Source organism: Chryseobacterium piperi (genome assembly GCF_002285635.2).
GTDB lineage: Bacteria > Bacteroidota > Bacteroidia > Flavobacteriales > Weeksellaceae > Chryseobacterium > Chryseobacterium piperi.
The window spans coordinates 3,883,588-3,902,960 of the sequence record NZ_CP023049.2; the positions used below are offsets into that span (position 1 = coordinate 3,883,588).

General features: G+C 36.7%; 15 protein-coding genes and 1 tRNA gene. All 16 read left to right on the top strand.

The annotated features are described in order from the left end of the window. Positions 1–306 precede the first annotated feature (306 nt). The 16 genes from tuf (at position 307) to rpoC (ending at position 19,297) form a co-directional block, all read left to right on the top strand. Positions 307–1,518, top strand: coding sequence for an elongation factor Tu (gene tuf / locus CJF12_RS17015; RefSeq protein WP_034687396.1), 1,212 nt, complete (start codon positions 307–309; stop codon positions 1,516–1,518). 53 nt (positions 1,519–1,571) lie between these two features. Continuing rightward, positions 1,572–1,642, top strand: a tRNA-Trp gene (locus CJF12_RS17020). 12 nt (positions 1,643–1,654) lie between these two features. After that, the gene (gene secE / locus CJF12_RS17025) at positions 1,655–1,861 is read left to right on the top strand and encodes a preprotein translocase subunit SecE (protein ID WP_034687424.1); all 207 of its coding nucleotides are present in this window, start codon (positions 1,655–1,657) and stop codon (positions 1,859–1,861) included. 18 nt (positions 1,862–1,879) lie between these two features. Further along, positions 1,880–2,422 carry a transcription termination/antitermination protein NusG gene (gene nusG, locus CJF12_RS17030; protein WP_034687398.1) on the top strand — a complete coding sequence of 181 codons (543 nt, stop codon included), beginning with the start codon at positions 1,880–1,882 and terminating at the stop codon, positions 2,420–2,422. A 330-nt stretch (positions 2,423–2,752) separates the two neighbouring features. Next, the gene (locus tag CJF12_RS17035) at positions 2,753–3,385 is read left to right on the top strand and encodes a hypothetical protein (protein ID WP_034687400.1); all 633 of its coding nucleotides are present in this window, start codon (positions 2,753–2,755) and stop codon (positions 3,383–3,385) included. A gap of 12 nt (positions 3,386–3,397) precedes the next feature. Continuing rightward, a complete protein-coding gene (locus tag CJF12_RS17040) occupies positions 3,398–4,045 on the top strand; it encodes a hypothetical protein (protein WP_034687402.1) in 648 nt (215 codons plus the stop codon). A 7-nt stretch (positions 4,046–4,052) separates the two neighbouring features. Further along, a complete protein-coding gene (locus CJF12_RS17045) occupies positions 4,053–4,721 on the top strand; it encodes a hypothetical protein (RefSeq protein WP_034687405.1) in 669 nt (222 codons plus the stop codon). Positions 4,722–4,991: 270 nt separating this feature from the next. Next, positions 4,992–5,435 (top strand): 50S ribosomal protein L11, encoded by a 444-nt coding sequence (rplK, locus tag CJF12_RS17050; protein ID WP_034687406.1) that lies wholly within the window; start codon positions 4,992–4,994, stop codon positions 5,433–5,435. Positions 5,436–5,446: 11 nt separating this feature from the next. Continuing rightward, on the top strand, positions 5,447–6,139 hold the full coding sequence (rplA, locus tag CJF12_RS17055; protein ID WP_034687409.1) for a 50S ribosomal protein L1: 693 nt from the start codon (positions 5,447–5,449) through the stop codon (positions 6,137–6,139). Positions 6,140–6,156: 17 nt separating this feature from the next. Next, the gene (gene rplJ / locus CJF12_RS17060) at positions 6,157–6,747 is read left to right on the top strand and encodes a 50S ribosomal protein L10 (RefSeq protein ID WP_034687411.1); all 591 of its coding nucleotides are present in this window, start codon (positions 6,157–6,159) and stop codon (positions 6,745–6,747) included. Between the two features lie 45 nt (positions 6,748–6,792). Next, positions 6,793–7,161, top strand: a complete 369-nt coding sequence (gene rplL, locus CJF12_RS17065; protein ID WP_034687413.1) for a 50S ribosomal protein L7/L12 — start codon at positions 6,793–6,795, stop codon at positions 7,159–7,161. A gap of 109 nt (positions 7,162–7,270) precedes the next feature. Then, positions 7,271–8,608 carry an IS1182 family transposase gene (locus CJF12_RS17070; protein ID WP_095591034.1) on the top strand — a complete coding sequence of 446 codons (1,338 nt, stop codon included), beginning with the start codon at positions 7,271–7,273 and terminating at the stop codon, positions 8,606–8,608. 226 nt (positions 8,609–8,834) lie between these two features. Beyond that, on the top strand, positions 8,835–10,121 hold the full coding sequence (locus CJF12_RS17075) for a hypothetical protein (RefSeq protein ID WP_034685213.1): 1,287 nt from the start codon (positions 8,835–8,837) through the stop codon (positions 10,119–10,121). 31 nt (positions 10,122–10,152) lie between these two features. Then, positions 10,153–10,686 carry a hypothetical protein gene (locus CJF12_RS17080; protein ID WP_034685214.1) on the top strand — a complete coding sequence of 178 codons (534 nt, stop codon included), beginning with the start codon at positions 10,153–10,155 and terminating at the stop codon, positions 10,684–10,686. Between the two features lie 411 nt (positions 10,687–11,097). Beyond that, positions 11,098–14,919 (top strand): DNA-directed RNA polymerase subunit beta, encoded by a 3,822-nt coding sequence (gene rpoB / locus CJF12_RS17085; RefSeq protein ID WP_034685216.1) that lies wholly within the window; start codon positions 11,098–11,100, stop codon positions 14,917–14,919. A gap of 112 nt (positions 14,920–15,031) precedes the next feature. Beyond that, positions 15,032–19,297, top strand: a complete 4,266-nt coding sequence (gene rpoC, locus CJF12_RS17090) for a DNA-directed RNA polymerase subunit beta' (protein WP_034685218.1) — start codon at positions 15,032–15,034, stop codon at positions 19,295–19,297. Positions 19,298–19,373 lie beyond the last annotated feature (76 nt).

Below are 19,373 nucleotides of genomic sequence, written 5' to 3' on the forward strand. Positions count from 1 at the left end.
ATAGTGTATATTAATTACTTGAAATAGGCAAAAAAGTATAATCAGAGAGAAATATGCCTCAGAAAAAGCCACTCTTAAAACTTGAAATTAATTGGGTATCAGGCTTTTTGATAAAAGGTTTTCTAAAGTTTTTTTCAATCGATAAATTTGTGTAAATTTGCACTTCAATACAATGAAGTATATAGGGTTGTAATTCTTTGGATTTGAATATTGAAACTTTTTTCTGAAAAAAGATTTTAGTATTTAAAAATTCATTATATTTGCAAACCGAAAATTTGAATAAACAATAAATAAATAATTTAAATCATGGCAAAGGAAACGTTTAATCGTAACAAACCACACTTGAACATTGGTACTATTGGTCACGTTGACCATGGTAAAACAACTCTTACGGCTGCTATCAGTGCTGTATTAGCTAGCAAAGGTCTTGCTGAGAAAAAAGACTTCTCTGCAATTGACTCTGCTCCAGAAGAAAAAGAAAGAGGTATTACTATCAATACTGCTCACATCGAATACGAAACTGAAAAAAGACACTATGCTCACGTTGACTGTCCAGGTCACGCCGACTATGTTAAGAACATGGTAACTGGTGCTGCTCAAATGGATGGAGCTATCGTAGTATGTGCTGCAACTGACGGTCCAATGCCTCAGACTAGAGAACATATCCTACTTTGCCGTCAGGTAAACGTACCAAGAATCGTTGTTTTCATGAACAAAGTTGACATGGTAGATGATCCAGAGTTATTAGAGCTTGTTGAAATGGAGCTTAGAGACTTATTATCTACTTACGAATTTGACGGAGACAACTCTCCAGTAATTCAAGGTTCTGCATTAGGAGCTCTTACAGCAGCTACTGCATCTCCTGCTAACACAGAAGATAAGTGGTTCAAGAGCGTTGAAGAATTAATGGATGCTGTTGATACTTGGATCGAACAACCACCAAGAGATACTGAAAAGCCATTCTTGATGCCAATCGAAGACGTATTCTCTATTACAGGTAGAGGTACTGTAGCAACTGGTAGAATCGAGGCTGGTGTTATCAACACTGGAGATCCAGTTGATATCGTTGGTATGGGTGATGAGAAATTAACTTCTACTATTACAGGAGTTGAGATGTTCAGAAAAATCCTAGATAGAGGTGAAGCTGGAGATAACGTAGGTCTATTGTTGAGAGGTATTGAAAAAACTGACATCAAGAGAGGTATGGTTATCGCTAAGAAAGATTCAGTTAAGCCACACAAAAAATTCAAAGCTTCTGTTTATATCCTTTCTAAAGAAGAAGGTGGACGTCACACTCCATTCCACAACAAATACCGTCCTCAGTTCTACGTAAGAACTACTGACGTTACAGGTGAAATCTTCTTACCAGAAGGTGTAGAAATGGTAATGCCAGGAGATAACTTAGAGATCACTGTAGAATTGTTACAACCAATCGCTCTTAACGTAGGTCTTAGATTTGCGATCAGAGAAGGAGGTAGAACAGTTGGTTCAGGTCAGGTTACTGAAATCTTAGATTAATATCTTAAAATAAATAAAGCTTCCGAAAGGAAACTCTCGGAAGCTTTTTATCTACGGGCATCGTCCAATGGTAGGATACCGGTCTCCAAAACCGTTGATCAGGGTTCGAATCCTTGTGCCCGTGCAAATAATAATTATGAGTTCATTTATCGATTTTTTAAAAGGTTCTTATAACGAATTCAGACATAAAGTTGAATGGCCAAAATGGGCTGATCTACAATCATCTACAATTGTAGTAACGATTGCAACAGTGATTTTGTCATTATTTACCTTTGGAGTTGACGAATTGTTTTCTAAAGCAATAAGCAACATAATTGGAATGCTAATTAACGTGTTCAACTAAAAAAAGTATTTTCCCATAATGAGCGAATTGAAATGGTATGTGCTGAAAGCGATCAGCGGACAGGAAAATAAAGTGAAAAACTATATTGAGACAGAAATCAAACGTTTAGGGTTTGAGCAGTACGTTACTCAAGTGGTTATTCCTATGGAAAAGGTAATTCAATTGAGAAACGGTAAGAAAGTTCCAAAAGAAAGACCTTACTATCCTGGTTACTTGATGGTAGAAGCTGATTTAATGGGAGAGATACCTCACATTATTAAAAATATCCCTGGAGTTATTTCTTTTTTAAGTTTAACAAAAGGAGGTGATCCTGTTCCGATGAGAAAATCTGAAGTGAACAGAATGTTAGGAAGAATGGATGAGCTTTCAGAATTTGCTACCGATCTTGAGATTCCTTATGTAGTGGGTGAAAATGTGAAAGTGATCGATGGTCCTTTCAACGGATTCAACGGAACAGTAGAGAAGATTCTTGAAGATAAAAAGAAAATTGAAGTTTCAGTTTTAATTTTCGGTAGAAAGACACCAATGGAATTAAGCTACATGCAAGTAGAAAAAGTATAGAAAATACAGCAAGATATAAAAAAAGCCACTCATTTGAGTGGCTTTTTTGTTTGTATTAATTGATTGTGGTCTGTCTAAAATAATGTTGTTTTAAGTTAAAATAAGTTTGTTGTTTATTTTATGCTTTTCCCTAGTATGTTTTTAATAGTTATTTAATTAAAACTAAATCTTTAGATAATAAATGGATATTTCCATGGCATGTTTCTTGTAAAGTATTCTTTTGAAAACATGAATAGTTTCTAATTTTTGATTTTTGAACCTCCATAAGCGGTTAAAATTTGAAATGAAGTTTCTAGGAGTAATTTAAACACTAAGCAAACACACAATTAAATGACTAAAATTATTTCGATAGTACTTATCACAAGTATTATTGGGGTTATCAATGCCCAGACTACTGGTAAGGTAGGGATTAATACAAAAACTCCTGAAAAAGAACTCTCAGTAAATGGTACGATGAAGACATCAGGTATGTTCTTTAAAGATCCTATTGAAAAATTAGGTTCGAGTGAGAATTATACATTCATTATCAAGTCTCCAGTTCCTGAAAACAAAATTACGGCTTACAACGATTCTTTTGTACCCAATTCGCCTGCACCCATTAACCTTATTCAATACAAAATAACCTGTGATCCTTCTGATAAGGATTGGGTGAATCAGTATGACACTAAAATCAACTCAGATAAGTTTCTTGTCGTTATCTCTTCATTTGGTTTTACCCAGCCCGTGAGAACAAACAGCCCTGATTGGGTAACACCTGTTCCTCAGATCTTTGCTTATTATAATAATGGAACATGGAAAGTAAAAGCAGACTATCAAGGGTTCGCTCCCGCTCCCACATTACCAGCAGGAGTTTGGACTTTGAATTTATTGGTTTTTGATAGGTCATATGCAAAAGAAATAAACCGAACACAAGGTATGGGTGCATCTACTACTGGTGCGGCAACCACTTCTTTACTTCAATAAAAAAAACTTATAATGAAAAAAATTACCATACTATTTTTTATAACGTGTACTTTCATAGGTGTCGATGCGCAATTAGGGATCAATACAAAGACTCCACAAGCTACCCTAGATGTAGTAGGAGGGACGTTAGTAGAATCATATATAATAGATACGACCAATTCACCGGCGACAGGAAATTATTTTCTTCTTACCCGCTCTAAAGACACTACTCCTGTAGGAAAAGTAAAGATGCTTGATATTTCTTTAAGAGATGTAGCTCCGGTTAATGCTTATAACATTATCATGAAAAATGTGAGGCAGGATGAAGTTGTTAATTTGAATACCGGATTAGAGGTCAATAAATATGTGGTAGCCATTACAGGCGCGATCTTTACTGATGCTGTGTCTGCAGCGAATACTTCAACTAACCCCAAATCATATGGTTCATACTCTACAGAAGTAACCCAGGTAGCAAAAGGAGGTACTACTTATCATGCTATCAACCTTGCTTTTAAAGGAGCTGGTACTGTTTCTTCACAGAATGGTACATGGACGATTACTTTAAATGTTTATGAAAGGTCTTTAATTAAAGATTGGGGAACATTTACAGGGTCTGTATCAGCTTCTGCTTCGCCTTCCTATTCAGGAGTTTCAACAAATACACCACTAGGACTTCAATAATAAGATTATGAAAAGAAAAATTTATATCATCGTCATGGCATGTATGGGAATGTTATGGCAAGCTCAAACAGGTAAGGTGGGCGTTAAAACAACTAGCCCAAAAGAAACACTGGATGTTAACGGAGATACTTTTACGAATTCATTGTACATGAGAAATCCCGGGGAACCTACAATGACAGGAGGGCATTTTTTAGCGACTTCTCAAAATTCACTACAAATATATGATCCCAATCTGGAAACAAGCGGATTATTTAATTATATAAAACTGAGCCTAACCGGAGTATCTGGTGCCGGGATAACAGATTACGATACTAAAATAGATGCAAATAATTTTCTGGTAACCGTACATAATTATTCATTCAAACTAAATGACGGGAGTACAAATGTAGCTCTTGATTATGGTGATAATGGAAGGAATGATAATGCACAAGGATCGCCTGATGTTACTGCGTTTAGAAGTAATGGAACCTGGCATTTAAGAGCGAGATTTACAAATAGCAAGTTGATTGCTTTTACTTCTGCCAATCCAAATAGGCTATATAATAACTTCACAGTAGAATTTTATTTAATGGCTTATAAAAGGCTTATTACAAAACAAAATATTTCTGATATCAATACTGATCTTGGGGGAACAGATGGTTCTGCTCAAACACTCAATAAGCCTTCAGGATTTTAAACACTAAGGAATTAATTTTAGCTTGAAGCCATATCCGATTCATTGGATATGGCTTTTTTTGTATTATTGATATATTAAAGCTGAAATGAAATCTCTTTTTAAAAATATTTTGTAAAAACTTTCTAAAAATCAGTTCATTCCATTTGCTATTTCAAAAATATTTTATAATTTTGCAGTCCGAAAAGTAGGTTTACTATATGTGAGTGCGGTAACCTGCTGAATAATAAATGCTTCCAAACTCATTAATTATTCAAATTAAAAAAAGAAGAAATGGCTAAAAAAGTCTTTAAAATGGTAAAGCTTCAGGTGAAGGGAGGGGCTGCAAACCCGTCTCCACCAGTAGGACCTGCATTAGGTTCTGCCGGTGTAAACATCATGGAGTTTTGTAAACAATTTAACGGAAGAACTCAGGATAAGCCTGGGCAAGTTTTGCCAGTAGTAATTACTGTATACGAAGACAAGTCTTTTGAATTCGTAATCAAAACTCCTCCTGCTGCAATTCAGTTAATGGATGCTGCTAAAATTAAAGGAGGTTCCGGAGAACCAAACAGAAACAAAGTAGGTTCTGTATCTTGGGATCAGGTAAAGAAAATCGCAGAAGATAAAATGGTAGACCTTAACTGCTTTACATTAGACTCTGCTCTTTCTATGGTTGCAGGTACTGCTAGATCTATGGGATTGAGAGTAACAGGAACTAAACCAACTAACGCTTAAAACTTAGAGAAATGGCAAAATTAACAAAGAAGCAAAAGGAAGCTTTAAGCAAAGTAGAAAAAGGAAGAGTATATAACCTTGAAGAAGGTTCAGCTCTTGTAAAAGAAGTAAACACTGCAAAGTTTGACGCATCTGTAGATATCGCTGTAAGATTAGGAGTAGATCCTAGAAAAGCGAACCAAATGGTAAGAGGTGTAGTATCTCTTCCTCACGGAACAGGTAAAGACGTTAAAGTATTAGCTCTTGTAACTCCAGATAAAGAAGCAGAAGCTAAAGAAGCTGGTGCTGATTATGTAGGTCTTGACGAATATTTACAAAAAATAAAAGATGGTTGGACAGATGTTGACGTTATCGTTACTATGCCAGCTGTTATGGGTAAATTAGGACCATTAGGTAGAGTATTAGGACCAAGAGGTTTGATGCCTAACCCTAAATCAGGTACTGTAACTATGGACATAGGAAAAGCAGTTTCTGAAGTAAAATCAGGTAAAATTGATTTCAAAGTAGATAAATATGGTATTATCCACGCAGGTATTGGTAAAGTATCTTTTGATGCTGCTCAATTGAGAGAAAATGCTCAGGAATTAATCCAGACATTGATCAAAATGAAGCCAACTGCTGCTAAAGGAACATATGTAAAGAGCATTTATTTGTCTTCTACAATGAGCCCGGGTATTGCAATTGATACTAAATCTGTAAACTAATATAAATCCTTAAGACAATGACAAAAGACCAAAAAGTTGTAGCAATACAAGAGATCAAAGATTTGCTTCAGGATGCAAAAGTAGTATACGTAGCAGATCTAGACGGTTTGAACGCTGCTAAATCTTCTGATTTCAGAAGACAAGCTTTCAAGCAGAATATCAAAGTGAAAGTAGTAAAAAATACACTTTTACAAAAAGCAATGGAGCAAATTGACGGAGTAGATTTCTCTGAAATGTTTGAAACTTTCAAGGGTAACTCTGCTTTGATGGTTGCTGAAACGGCTAATGCTCCTGCAAAATTAATCAAAGACTTTAGAAAAAAAGAAGAGAAGCCGGCTTTGAAGTCTGCTTTTGTACAGGAAACTTTCTATGTTGGTGACAATAACCTTGATGCTCTAGTAAGCATTAAGTCTAAAGAAGAAATGATCGGTGAAATCATCGGATTACTTCAGTCTCCAATCCAAAGAGTTGTTTCTGCTCTTCAAAACAAACCTGAAACAGTAGAAGCTAAAGCTGAAGAAGCTGCACCTGCTGTAGAAGAAACTCCTGCTGAATCAGCTCCTGAAGCTGCAGCAGAAAGCACTGAAGAAACTCCAAGTGCTGAATAATTAGACTCAAAAAATAAATAAAATATCAACAAAAACATTACAACAATGTCAGATTTAAAAAATTTAGCTGAAACGCTAGTAAACTTAACAGTAAAAGACGTAAATGAATTAGCTACTATCCTTAAGGATGAGTACGGAATTGAGCCAGCTGCTGCTGCTGTAGTAGTTGCAGGTGGAGCTGCAGGTGAAGCTGCTGAAGAAAAGACTGAATTCGACGTAATTCTTAAGTCTGCAGGTGCTTCTAAATTAGCTATCGTTAAATTAGTAAAAGATTTAACTGGTGCTGGTCTTAAAGAAGCTAAAGATATCGTAGATGGTGCTCCTGCTCCAATCAAAACTGGTATCTCTAAAGACGAAGCTGAAGCTCTTAAGAAGCAACTTGAAGAAGCTGGTGCTGAAGTAGAATTGAAATAATTCAATTTACCTTACAAATAAAAGAGGCTGTCTCAAAAGAGATAGCCTTTTTTATGCAAAAAGGAAAGCTTTCGCTTTCCTAATAGTTGCAAATTGATTAATTTGCATTGTGTTAAGTACGTCAAAAGTAGTCTTTAAAGATTACACCCCCAAAGAAAATCTGCTTTTTCCTCCCAATTTATCGGAGTTGATTGATGAGCGACATCCTGTGAAAATTGTTTCAAACATTATTGATGGCTTGGATATCAAAAGCTTAATTAAAACCTACAAACCTGGCGGAACATCTTGCTACCACCCGAAAATGCTTTTGAAAGTTTTGATTTATGGCTATTTAAGCAATATCTATTCAAGCCGCAAAATGGAGCAGGCCTTGAAAGAAAACATCCATTTTATGTGGCTCTCTGCAATGAGCCGTCCCGATCATAACACCTTAAACAGGTTCCGTAGTGAACGATTGAAAGGTGAGATTAAAGCTATTTTCACACAAATTGTTCTTCTTTTGGAAAAGGAAGGTTTGGTAAGTCTGAAAACCACTTTTGTAGATGGCACCAAGATAGAAGCCAATGCCAATCGCTATACTTTTGTTTGGGGAAGAGCTGTCAAAAAACACAAAGAAAGGATTGCAGAGCAATTAGAAGAGCTTTGGAACTATGCAGAAACAGTTGCCAAAGACGAGCTTGAAAATACAGAAAGTATTGATTTTAAAGAAGTAGATTCTGAAAAAGTAACTCAAACCATCGAAAAGATCAATGAAGTTTTGAAAGATAAAAAAGTAGCTTCAAAAGTTCGTCAGAAACTGAATTATGCTAAGAAAAACTGGGCAGATAATTTAGAGAAATATAAAAAACAGCAAGAATTATTAGAAGATAGAAATTCCTATTCCAAAACCGATACAGACGCTACTTTTATGCGAATGAAGGAGGATCATATGCGAAACGGACAACTAAAACCCGCTTACAATCTACAAATTTCTACCCATAGACAATTCATTTTACATTATTCAATTCATCCCAACCCAACAGACACCAAAACATTAGCGACTCATTTACTGGGTTTTGAAGAAAGCTATCATAAAGCTCCCAAAGAGCTTGTTGCTGATGCTGGTTATGGCTCAGAAGAAAATTACAACTTGTTAAAATCTAAGAAAATAAAAGCTTATGTTAAATATAATTACTTCAGAAAAGATCAGAAATCGGGACAAATAACCACTTCACAAAACAATCCTAAATTGGCAAAAATCAGAGAAAAGGTTTTCAAACTTCTTAATACCAGCAAGGGCATCAAACTCAGAAAACAAAGATGCCATGATGTTGAACCTGTTTTTGCAGAGCTCAAACACAACAAAAATTTTAAACGATTCATGCTTCGGGGAAAAAATAAAGTCGAGGTAGAAATCGGCATACTCGCAATTGCCCACAATCTAAAGAAAATGTCAAAAGCAGCCTAAAACAGACTGCTTTTTTGACTTATATCTTCTTTTTTCCAAGATATTTTTTTTATTCAAAATATCGAAATCTTTTTTCAATGAAATACTAAAAAGAGACTGTCCTTTTGAGACAGCCTCTTTTTATTTTTATGTATTGGGTCTTAGTAAATAAAATATTAACATTTTAGATGCTTTTGTTTGATGCTTTTTTTGTATCCTTGCGGTGATTAATCGTTTAAGGATTTTTATGAAAAACACACTACTTTTAAAAACAATTATTTTGACATTGGTGCTTTCCAGCTATAGTATGGTGAAGGCCCAATATGATCCCAATCAAGATCTTGATGGGGATGGAATCATTAATTCTATTGATTTAGATGATGATAACGATGGAATTCCGGATCTTCTGGAAAGCCCACCTTCTAATACAGTTGTCAATGGTACTTTTACCGGTACTTCAGCGCCATGGGTATTAGGCACAGGTTGGGTTTTCAACAGTGGGGGAGGAAATGTTAGAATTGAAACGGATAATGTTTCAAATAGAGATTTAAGACAAACGGTAAATAACCTTAATAGAACCAATGGAACCATTGCTTTAACCATGAGACTTGGTGCTCAGGATGGAAGTAATGCAGCTGGATCTACTGCTTCGCTGCAGGTTATTCTTAATGGTACTGTATATGCTACAATTAATAATGGTACTACACGAAGTACGGCAACGAATAATATTACCATAACATTGGCGAACGGAGCGACATCTAACTTTACTCCGTATACTACAGCTGTTGCGACAGGATATACTTTCCAGACATTTACCATTAATATTCCATACAATTCTCCTGGTACGGCTGATCTTATTTTCAGAGCGACAACAGTATTGGATGACTGGACTCTGGATGATATTGCTATTCCTGCTTTTATAGAAGATACAGATGGCGACGGTATTCCCAATTATCAGGATTTGGATTCTGATAATGATGGTTGTTTAGATGCTATGGAAGGAGATGAAAATGTTGCATACAGCATGCTGGTTGCTGCAGCTCCGGGTTTAACAGTGGGGACAGGGTCTACAGCACCTAATCAAAATCTATGTTCTACCGGAGCTTGTGTTGATGCTCAGGGAGTTCCTGTAGTGGTTAATGCAGGAGGGGCTGCAGATATTGGTTCGGATCAGGGACAAGGAATAGGAGATTCTAAAAATAATGCTGTTATAGCTTGCTATTGTTACAAGCCAGTAGTAACAGCGGGTACTGCTCTAAATACACCATATGGAATAACAGCTTTAGGAAGGGCAGGAGCTAATAGTGGAAACTGGCCTATGGTAAGAAAAGGAGCCTGGACTGCTCTTGAAGCAAAAACTAAAGGCTTTGTTCCTAACAGATTGACTTCTACACAGATTTCAGCAATTCCTGCTGCTAATTTAGTAGAAGGAATGATGGTTTACAATACAACTCTAGATTGCTTACAGGTAAATACAAATGGAACAGCATCAGGCTGGGCTTGCTTTAATACGCAAACATGTCCCACCAATTAAATCTCTCAATAACTAGTTTAAAAAATCAAAAATGAAAAATATATTAACGACGCTATTTTTATTGTTTTTTTGCTCGGCATTTACACAAGTTGCTATTGGAAAGCAGTCTGTTTCATCAGCTTCCGCCTCTTTGGATTTCGGTTCTGCAAACAGGGGAATGCTTTTGCCATGGACTACTTCAGCATCAGCTGTTACGCCAGTGGTGAATGGAACTATGATATATGATCTTTCTGACCATAAGATCAAAGTAAGATACAATTCAGGCTGGAAGGATCTTAGTGTAGATAATTCAGGAACGACTGTAGACCCGGTAACAAGTGTAGACGGGGTGGCTATACAAAATTCAGCAACTGAAATTGCAACTTCTAAGGTAACGGTAGGAACTCTTGCTTCAACTTCGGGTGTATTGGTGTTGGAAGACACTAATAAAGCAATGGTTCTGCCAAAGGTATCAAGCCCACATCTTAATATCATTAATCCGGCACCGGGAATGATTGTTTATGATACCAACTCAAAACAACTTGCCGTCTACAACGGTAAAGTTTGGTCTTTTTGGAAACAATAACGACACCTTATTTTTTTTATAAAACAAAACCTCTTCAAAATGAAGGGGTTTTGTTTGTGAATGTGGATAACTTTTCGTATCTTTGCTCCTCTTTTGGCGCTAACTAATTGTATGTAAATCTATAAAATATTATAAATCAACTCTTTCATGAATATGAAGGGGATTTCATGTTTATAGATATTGCGGTAATTCTGCCTCAAAAGTATTAAAAATATTTTGCATTACGCTGTGAAAAGATATACCAGTGTTGCAGTTAGAATTAGAAAGTAAGAACAAAGAACAAAGAATAAAGACCAATTCTGATAGCGCCAAACATCTAAAGGTCTTTTCTCTTTCATCTTTTCTCTTTTTGTCTTCTTCTGATATTTTTTTGTAAAATCAAAATATTTTTTAACCCTTCTTAAAAGTTTTATGAGTAAAACAACAGCAACAACTAGGGGGAATCAGAGAATTAACTTCTCATCAGCGAAAGGAAAAATTATCACTCCAGACTTCTTGGATATCCAATTAGAGTCTTTTAAAGAGTTTTTCCAGCTTGATACCCTTCCTGAAGACAGGAAAAAAGAAGGTCTGCATAAGACTTTCCAGGAAAATTTCCCAATTACAGACTCTAGAAACCAATTCGTATTGGAATTTTTAGATTATCTGGTAGATTCTCCACGTTATTCAATAGATGAGTGTGTAGAAAGAGGATTGACGTATTCAGTTCCTCTAAAAGCAAGGCTTAAATTGTATTGTACAGACCCTGAACATGAGGATTTCCAAACCGTAGTTCAGGATGTATATTTAGGTCCGGTGCCTTACATGACGCCTAGTGGATCTTTCATCATCAATGGTGCAGAGAGAGTTATCGTTACGCAGTTACACCGTTCACCTGGTGTATTCTTCGGACAGACTTACCACGCTAACGGAACTAAGCTTTACTATTCAAGAATTATTCCTTTTAAAGGATCTTGGATGGAATTTACTACGGATATCAACAGCGTAATGTATGCGTATATTGACCGTAAGAAAAAATTACCATTAACTACTTTATTAAGAGCTATCGGATTTGAATCTGATAAAGATATCCTTCAGATCTTCGACCTTGCGGAAGAAGTGAAAGTTTCTAAAGCTGCCCTTAAAAAAGTTGAAGGAAGAACATTGGCTGCGAGAGTATTGAACACTTGGTTCGAGGATTTCGTAGACGAAGATACAGGTGAGGTTGTTTCTATTGAAAGAAACGAAATCATCCTGGATAGAGAAACTATTCTTGAAAAAGAACACTTAGATCTTATTCTTGATGCTGGAGTGAAATCGATCCTGATTCACAAAGAAAACAGCAATGAATTCTCTATCATCCAGAATACATTACAAAAAGACCCTACTAACTCTGAAAAAGAAGCAGTAGAATATATTTACCGTCAGTTAAGAAATGCAGATCCGCCAGATGAGGAAACGGCAAGAGGAATTATTGAAAAATTATTCTTCTCTGAGCAGAGATACTCACTAGGAGAAGTAGGACGTTACAGATTGAACAAAAAGCTAGGTCTAAATATCCCTACAACAACTGAAGTTCTTACAAAAGAAGATATCATTGCGATCGTAAGACATTTGATCGAATTGGTAAACTCTAAAGCGGAGGTTGATGATATTGACCACTTATCAAACAGAAGAATTAAGACTGTTGGTGAGCAATTAGCAGGACAGTTCGGTGTAGGTCTTTCAAGAATTGCAAGAACGATCAAAGAGAGAATGAACGTTAGAGATAACGAAATCTTTACTCCGCTTGATCTTGTTAATGCGAAGACTTTAACATCAGTTATTAATTCATTCTTTGGTACCAACCAGCTATCTCAGTTCATGGACCAAACCAACCCATTGTCAGAGATCACTCACAAGAGAAGATTATCTGCACTAGGGCCTGGTGGTTTATCAAGAGAAAGAGCAGGTTTCGAGGTTCGTGACGTTCACCATACTCACTATGGAAGAATTTGTCCGATTGAAACTCCGGAAGGACCGAACATTGGTTTGATCTCTTCTTTGGGAATCTATGCGAAAATTAACAACTTAGGTTTCATCGAAACTCCATATAGAAAAGTAGAAAACAGTAAGATTGATCTTACTTCTGATCCTATTTATCTGAATGCGGAAGACGAGGAAGATAAAGTAATCGCTCAGGCTAACGTAGAATTGAACGATAACGGTGAATTCGTAACAGATAGAATTATTGCAAGACTAGATGGTGACTACCCTGTAGTTGAGCCGCAGCAGGTTGACCTTATTGACGTTGCACCAAACCAGATTTCTGGTATTTCTGCTTCATTAATTCCTTTCTTGGAACATGATGATGCGAACCGTGCGTTGATGGGATCTAACATGATGCGTCAGGCCGTTCCTCTATTGAAGCCACAGGCTCCAATCGTTGGTACAGGTCTTGAGCAGCAAGTTGCAAGAGATTCAAGAATTTTGATCAATGCTGAAGGTACAGGTACTGTAGAATATGTAGATGCAGATAAGATCACTATTAAATATGAAAGAAGCGATGACGAAGATCTAGTATCATTCGAATCTGCTACTAAAACATATAACCTTACTAAGTTTAGAAAAACTAACCAAAGTACTACCATTACACTAAGACCAAACGTAAGAGTAGGTGAAACAGTACAAAAAGGACAAGTACTTTGTGATGGTTATGCTACTGAAAATGGAGAATTAGCTCTTGGTAGAAACTTAGTGGTTGCGTTCATGCCTTGGAAAGGATATAACTTTGAGGATGCGATCGTAATCAATGAAAAAGTTGTTCGTGAAGACTGGTTTACTTCTATCCACGTAGATGAGTATTCTCTTGAAGTTCGTGATACCAAATTAGGTATGGAAGAATTGACAGCAGATATTCCAAACGTTTCTGAAGAAGCTACTAAAGATCTTGATGAAAACGGGATGATCAGAATTGGTGCTGAAGTGAAGCCTGGTGATATTATGATTGGTAAAATCACACCTAAAGGTGAATCTGACCCAACTCCTGAAGAAAAACTTCTTAGAGCAATCTTTGGTGATAAAGCTGGTGATGTAAAAGATGCATCATTAAAAGCTGACTCTTCATTAAGAGGAGTTGTGATCAACAAGAAATTGTTCTCTAGAAATATTAAAGATAAAAAGAAGAGAACTGAAGAAAAACTTAAACTTGAAGAAATTGAAAACACTTACAAGGCTAAGTTTGATGAGTTGAGAAATACTTTAATTGAAAAATTAAATACACTTGTAAGTGGGAAAACTTCTCAAGGGGTTACAAACGACCTTGATGAAGAAATCATCGGTAAAGGTGTGAAATTCACTCATAAATTATTGACTTCAGTTGAAGATTACGTTAACGTTAGTGGTGCAGATTGGACTGTTGATAATGATAAGAATGAATTGATCAAACAATTGATTCATAATTATAAAATCAAATTCAACGATATCCAAGGAGTTAAAAACCGTGAGAAATTTGCAATTTCAATCGGAGATGAGCTTCCAGCAGGTATCATGAAGTTGGCTAAAGTTTATATCGCTAAGAAACGTAAACTAAATGTAGGGGATAAAATGGCAGGACGTCACGGTAACAAAGGTATCGTGTCAAGAATCGTTCGTGAAGAAGATATGCCATTCCTAGAAGATGGAACACCGGTAGATATCGTATTGAATCCACTTGGGGTACCTTCTCGTATGAACATCGGACAGATTTATGAAACAGTTCTTGGATGGGCTGGTCAGAAATTAGGAATGACGTTCGCTACACCAATCTTCGATGGAGCAACTCTTGAGCAGATTACTGAGTATACTGAAAAAGCAAGTCTTCCTAAGTTTGGTAACACTCACCTTTATGATGGTGGTACCGGAGAAAGATTTACTCAGCCTGCAACAGTAGGGGTAATCTATATGTTGAAATTAGGACACATGGTAGATGATAAGATGCACGCACGTTCTATCGGTCCTTACTCATTGATTACTCAGCAGCCGTTAGGAGGTAAAGCTCAGTTCGGAGGTCAGAGATTTGGAGAGATGGAGGTTTGGGCTCTTGAAGCATTCGGAGCATCTAACATCTTGAGAGAGATCCTGACAGTGAAGTCTGATGACGTGATTGGTAGAGCAAAAACTTACGAAGCTATTGCAAAAGGTGAATCTATGCCTGAACCAGGTATTCCGGAATCATTCAATGTACTACTTCATGAGTTACAAGGTCTTGGATTAGACGTAAGATTGGAGGAGTAAATTAAAGATTTAATTATTAAAAAATTAAAGAATTAATCAACTCCGAGATGATAAGAGCGAAAGGAATTTATAAATCTTTCAATCTTTTAATCTTTTAATCAAAATAAAAATTATGTCAAATAAAAATAAATCAAGTAGATTTAATAAAATAACCATCGGTTTAGCTTCTCCCGAATCCATTCTTCAGGATTCAAGAGGAGAGGTTTTAAAACCGGAAACTATTAACTACAGAACGCATAAACCAGAAAGAGATGGTTTGTTCTGTGAAAAAATCTTCGGTCCTATTAAGGATTACGAATGTGCTTGTGGTAAATACAAGAGAATTCGTTACAAAGGGATCGTTTGTGACCGTTGTGGGGTAGAAGTTACAGAGAAGAAAGTAAGAAGAGAGAGAATCGGACACATTAACCTTGTGGTTCCTATCGCTCACATCTGGTACTTCCGTTCTTTACCAAACAAAATCGGTTACCTTCTAGGTATTCCTTCCAAGAAATTGGATATGATTATCTATTATGAAAGATATGTTGTAATCCAGCAAGGTATTGCTAAGAAACTGGATGGTTCTGATTTTGATAACATGGAATTCTTAACAGAAGAAGAATACCTGGATATCATGGAAACGCTTCCTGTTGAAAACCAATATCTTGATGATTCTGATCCAAACAAATTCATCGCTAAAATGGGTGCTGAAGCTGTTGAGGAATTATTAAAAAGAATCGATCTTGATGCATTATCTTTCGACTTGAGACACAAAGCTCACAATGAAGGTTCTAAGCAAAGAAGAACTGAAGCTCTGAAAAGATTGAACGTTGTAGAAGCATTAAGAGGTGCTAATACAAGAATGATCAACAGACCGGAGTGGATGATTATGCGTGTACTTCCTGTAATTCCACCAGAATTAAGACCATTAGTTCCATTGGATGGAGGACGTTTTGCTACTTCTGACTTAAATGACCTTTATAGAAGAGTTATTATTAGAAATAACCGTTTAAAAAGATTATTGGAGATCAAAGCTCCTGAAGTAATCTTAAGAAACGAGAAGCGTATGCTTCAGGAATCAGTAGATTCATTATTCGATAATACAAGAAAATCTTCTGCAGTAAAATCTGAATCAAACAGACCATTGAAATCACTTTCTGATTCATTGAAAGGTAAACAAGGTCGTTTCCGTCAGAACTTATTAGGTAAAAGGGTAGATTACTCAGCACGTTCGGTAATTGTTGTAGGTCCAAACTTACAGCTTCACGAGTGTGGTATTCCTAAAGATATGGCTGCGGAACTTTACAAACCGTTTATCATTAGAAAGCTAATTGAAAGAGGTATTGTAAAAACAGTAAAATCTGCAAAGAGAATCATCGACAGAAAAGAACCTGTAGTATATGATATTCTTGAAAACGTGATGAAAGGTCACCCGGTTCTATTGAACAGGGCACCTACTCTTCACAGATTGGGTATTCAGGCTTTCCAACCTAAGATGATCGAAGGTAAAGCAATTCAGTTACACCCATTAGTAACAACGGCCTTCAATGCCGATTTCGATGGTGACCAGATGGCGGTACATTTACCATTAGGCCCTGAAGCGATCCTTGAAGCTCAGTTATTAATGTTAGGTTCTCAGAATATCTTGAACCCGGCTAACGGTTCTCCAATTACAGTACCATCTCAGGACATGGTTCTTGGTCTTTATTTCATGACTAAAGAATTGAGTTCTACTGAGGATATGAAAGTAAAAGGAGAAGGATTAGCATTCTACTCTCCAGAAGAAGCAGAAATTGCTTATGCAGAAGGAAAAGTTTCTTTAAATGCTAAGGTAAGATGTAGATTACCAGTTAAAGAAAATGGAGAATTAGTAACAAGATTAATTGAAACATCTGTTGGTAGAATCTTATTCAACCAAATTGTACCTAAGCAATCAGGATACATCAATGAACTTTTAACGAAAAAGTCATTAAGAAATGTTATCGGTAAAATTCTTGCAGATACAGATTTCCCTACAACAGTGAAATTCTTGGATGCAATGAAAGATTTAGGATATTCAAATGCATTTAAAGGAGGTCTTTCCTTCTCACTTGGGGATATTGTAGTTCCTGTTGAGAAGAAGCAGATGGTTGCCTCAGCAATTGAAACGGTAGATGAAATTAGAGCCAACTATAACATGGGTCTTATTACAGATACAGAACGTTATAATCAGGTAATTGACGTTTGGACAAACACCAATGCAGGATTAACTGAAATGATCATGAGCAGAATGAAAACCGATCAAGGTGGATTCAACTCTGTATATATGATGCTTGACTCTGGGGCGAGGGGTTCTAAAGAACAGATCCGTCAGTTATCAGGGATGAGAGGTTTGATGGCAAAACCGCAAAAAGCCGGTTCTACTGGTGCGGAGATTATCGAAAACCCGATCCTTGCAAACTTTAAAGAAGGTCTTTCGATCCTTGAGTACTTTATCTCTACCCACGGTGCACGTAAGGGTCTTGCGGATACCGCTCTTAAGACTGCCGATGCAGGTTACTTAACAAGAAGATTGGTAGACGTTGCACAAGACGTTATCGTTACAGAAGTAGATTGTGGTACTTTAAGAGGAACTGAAGTTACTGCCTTGAAGAAAAATGATGAGATCGTTGAGAAAATTTCTGAAAGAATTTTAGGTAGAGTTTCTCTTCATAATATTTATGATCCTGAGACAGATGAATTAATCGCTGAAGCAGATCAGATCATCAACGAGCAATTAGCTAAGAGAATTGAGGAAACAGGTTTAGAAGCTGTTGAAGTTCGTTCGCCATTGACTTGTGAAGCTAAGAAAGGAATCTGTGCTAAATGTTACGGTAGAAACTTAGCAACTGGTAAAGTAATTCACATGGGTGAAGCTGTAGGGGTAATTGGAGCACAATCAATTGGTGAACCAGGAACTCAGTTAACATTAAGAACCTTCCACCAAGGGGGTACTGCAGGTAACGTATCAGAAAACCCTTCAATTATAGCTAGAAGAGATGGTATCGTTGAAATGGATGAAGTAAGAACAATTACTTCTGAAGATGAAAACGGAAACACTGCTGAAGTTGTAGTATCTCGTTCTACAGAATTTAGATTGGTTGCTGACAACGAATCAAGAACACCTTTAATGATCGCAAACGTACCTTACGGTTCGGTATTAGCTGTAAAACCAGGTGATAAAGTGAAGAAAGGGGATGTGATCTGTAAGTGGGATCCGTATAACGCGGTAATCATTGCAGAAACTTCTGGTAAGGTGGAATACGAAGATATTATCCAAGGTATTTCATTCCAGCTGGAAATTGACGAACAAACAGGATTCGAAGAGAAAGTAATCTCTGAATCTAGAAATAAGAAAGCCGTACCTACCTTGAAGGTGGTAGATTCTAAAGGGGTTGAGCAAAGAGCTTACAACTTACCGGTAGGAGCCCACTTAATGGTAAATGATGGTGAAAAAATTAAGGCGGGTAAAGTCTTAATCAAAATCCCAAGAAAATCTGCAAAAGCAGGGGATATCACCGGAGGTCTTCCGAGAGTTACTGAATTATTCGAAGCAAGAAACCCTTCAAACCCAGCGGTTGTTACAGAGATCGATGGTGTAGTTTCTTACGGAAAGATTAAGAGAGGTAACCGTGAACTTATTGTAGAGGCTAAGACCGGAGAAAGAAAAATTTACTTGGTAAAACTTTCTAATCAGATCTTGGTACAGGAGAATGACTTCGTAAGAGCTGGTTCTCCGCTTTCTGATGGTTCTATTACTCCGGACGATATCTTAAGAATCAAAGGTCCAACTGCAGTTCAGGAATATCTTGTAAATGAAATTCAGGAAGTTTACCGTCTGCAAGGGGTAAAAATTGATGATAAGCACTTCGAAATTATCGTAAGACAGATGATGACGAAAGTATCTATCGTTGATGGAGGTGATACTCAGTTCCTAGAAGGAGCTTTAGAGCACAAATATGATTTCTTAGAAGAAAACAACAGAGTATTTGGTCTTAAAGTAGTTGTTGATTCTGGTGATTCTAAAGAATTCAAACCAGGTCAGATGATTACAGCGAGGGAATTAAGAGATGAAAACTCTAAATTGAAGCGTGAAGATCAAAACCTTGTTGAAGTTAGAGAAGCACTTCCTGCTACAGCAACGCCTGTATTACAAGGGATCACAAGAGCTGCTCTACAAACTAAGTCATTCATGTCTGCAGCATCGTTCCAGGAAACAACTAAGGTTCTTAACGAAGCCGCAGTTGCTGGAAAAGTAGACTACTTAGGAGGTCTTAAAGAGAACGTAATTGTAGGTCACAGAATTCCTGCAGGTACCGGTCTTAAAGAGTATCAGAACGTTATCGTAGGTTCTAAAAAAGAATTCGAAGATATTAACTAAAATGTAGATAAAAGTTTCAGGATTCAAGTTTAAATTTTAAATTAGAGGCCTGAAACTTTTTAAACAAAAATATTTA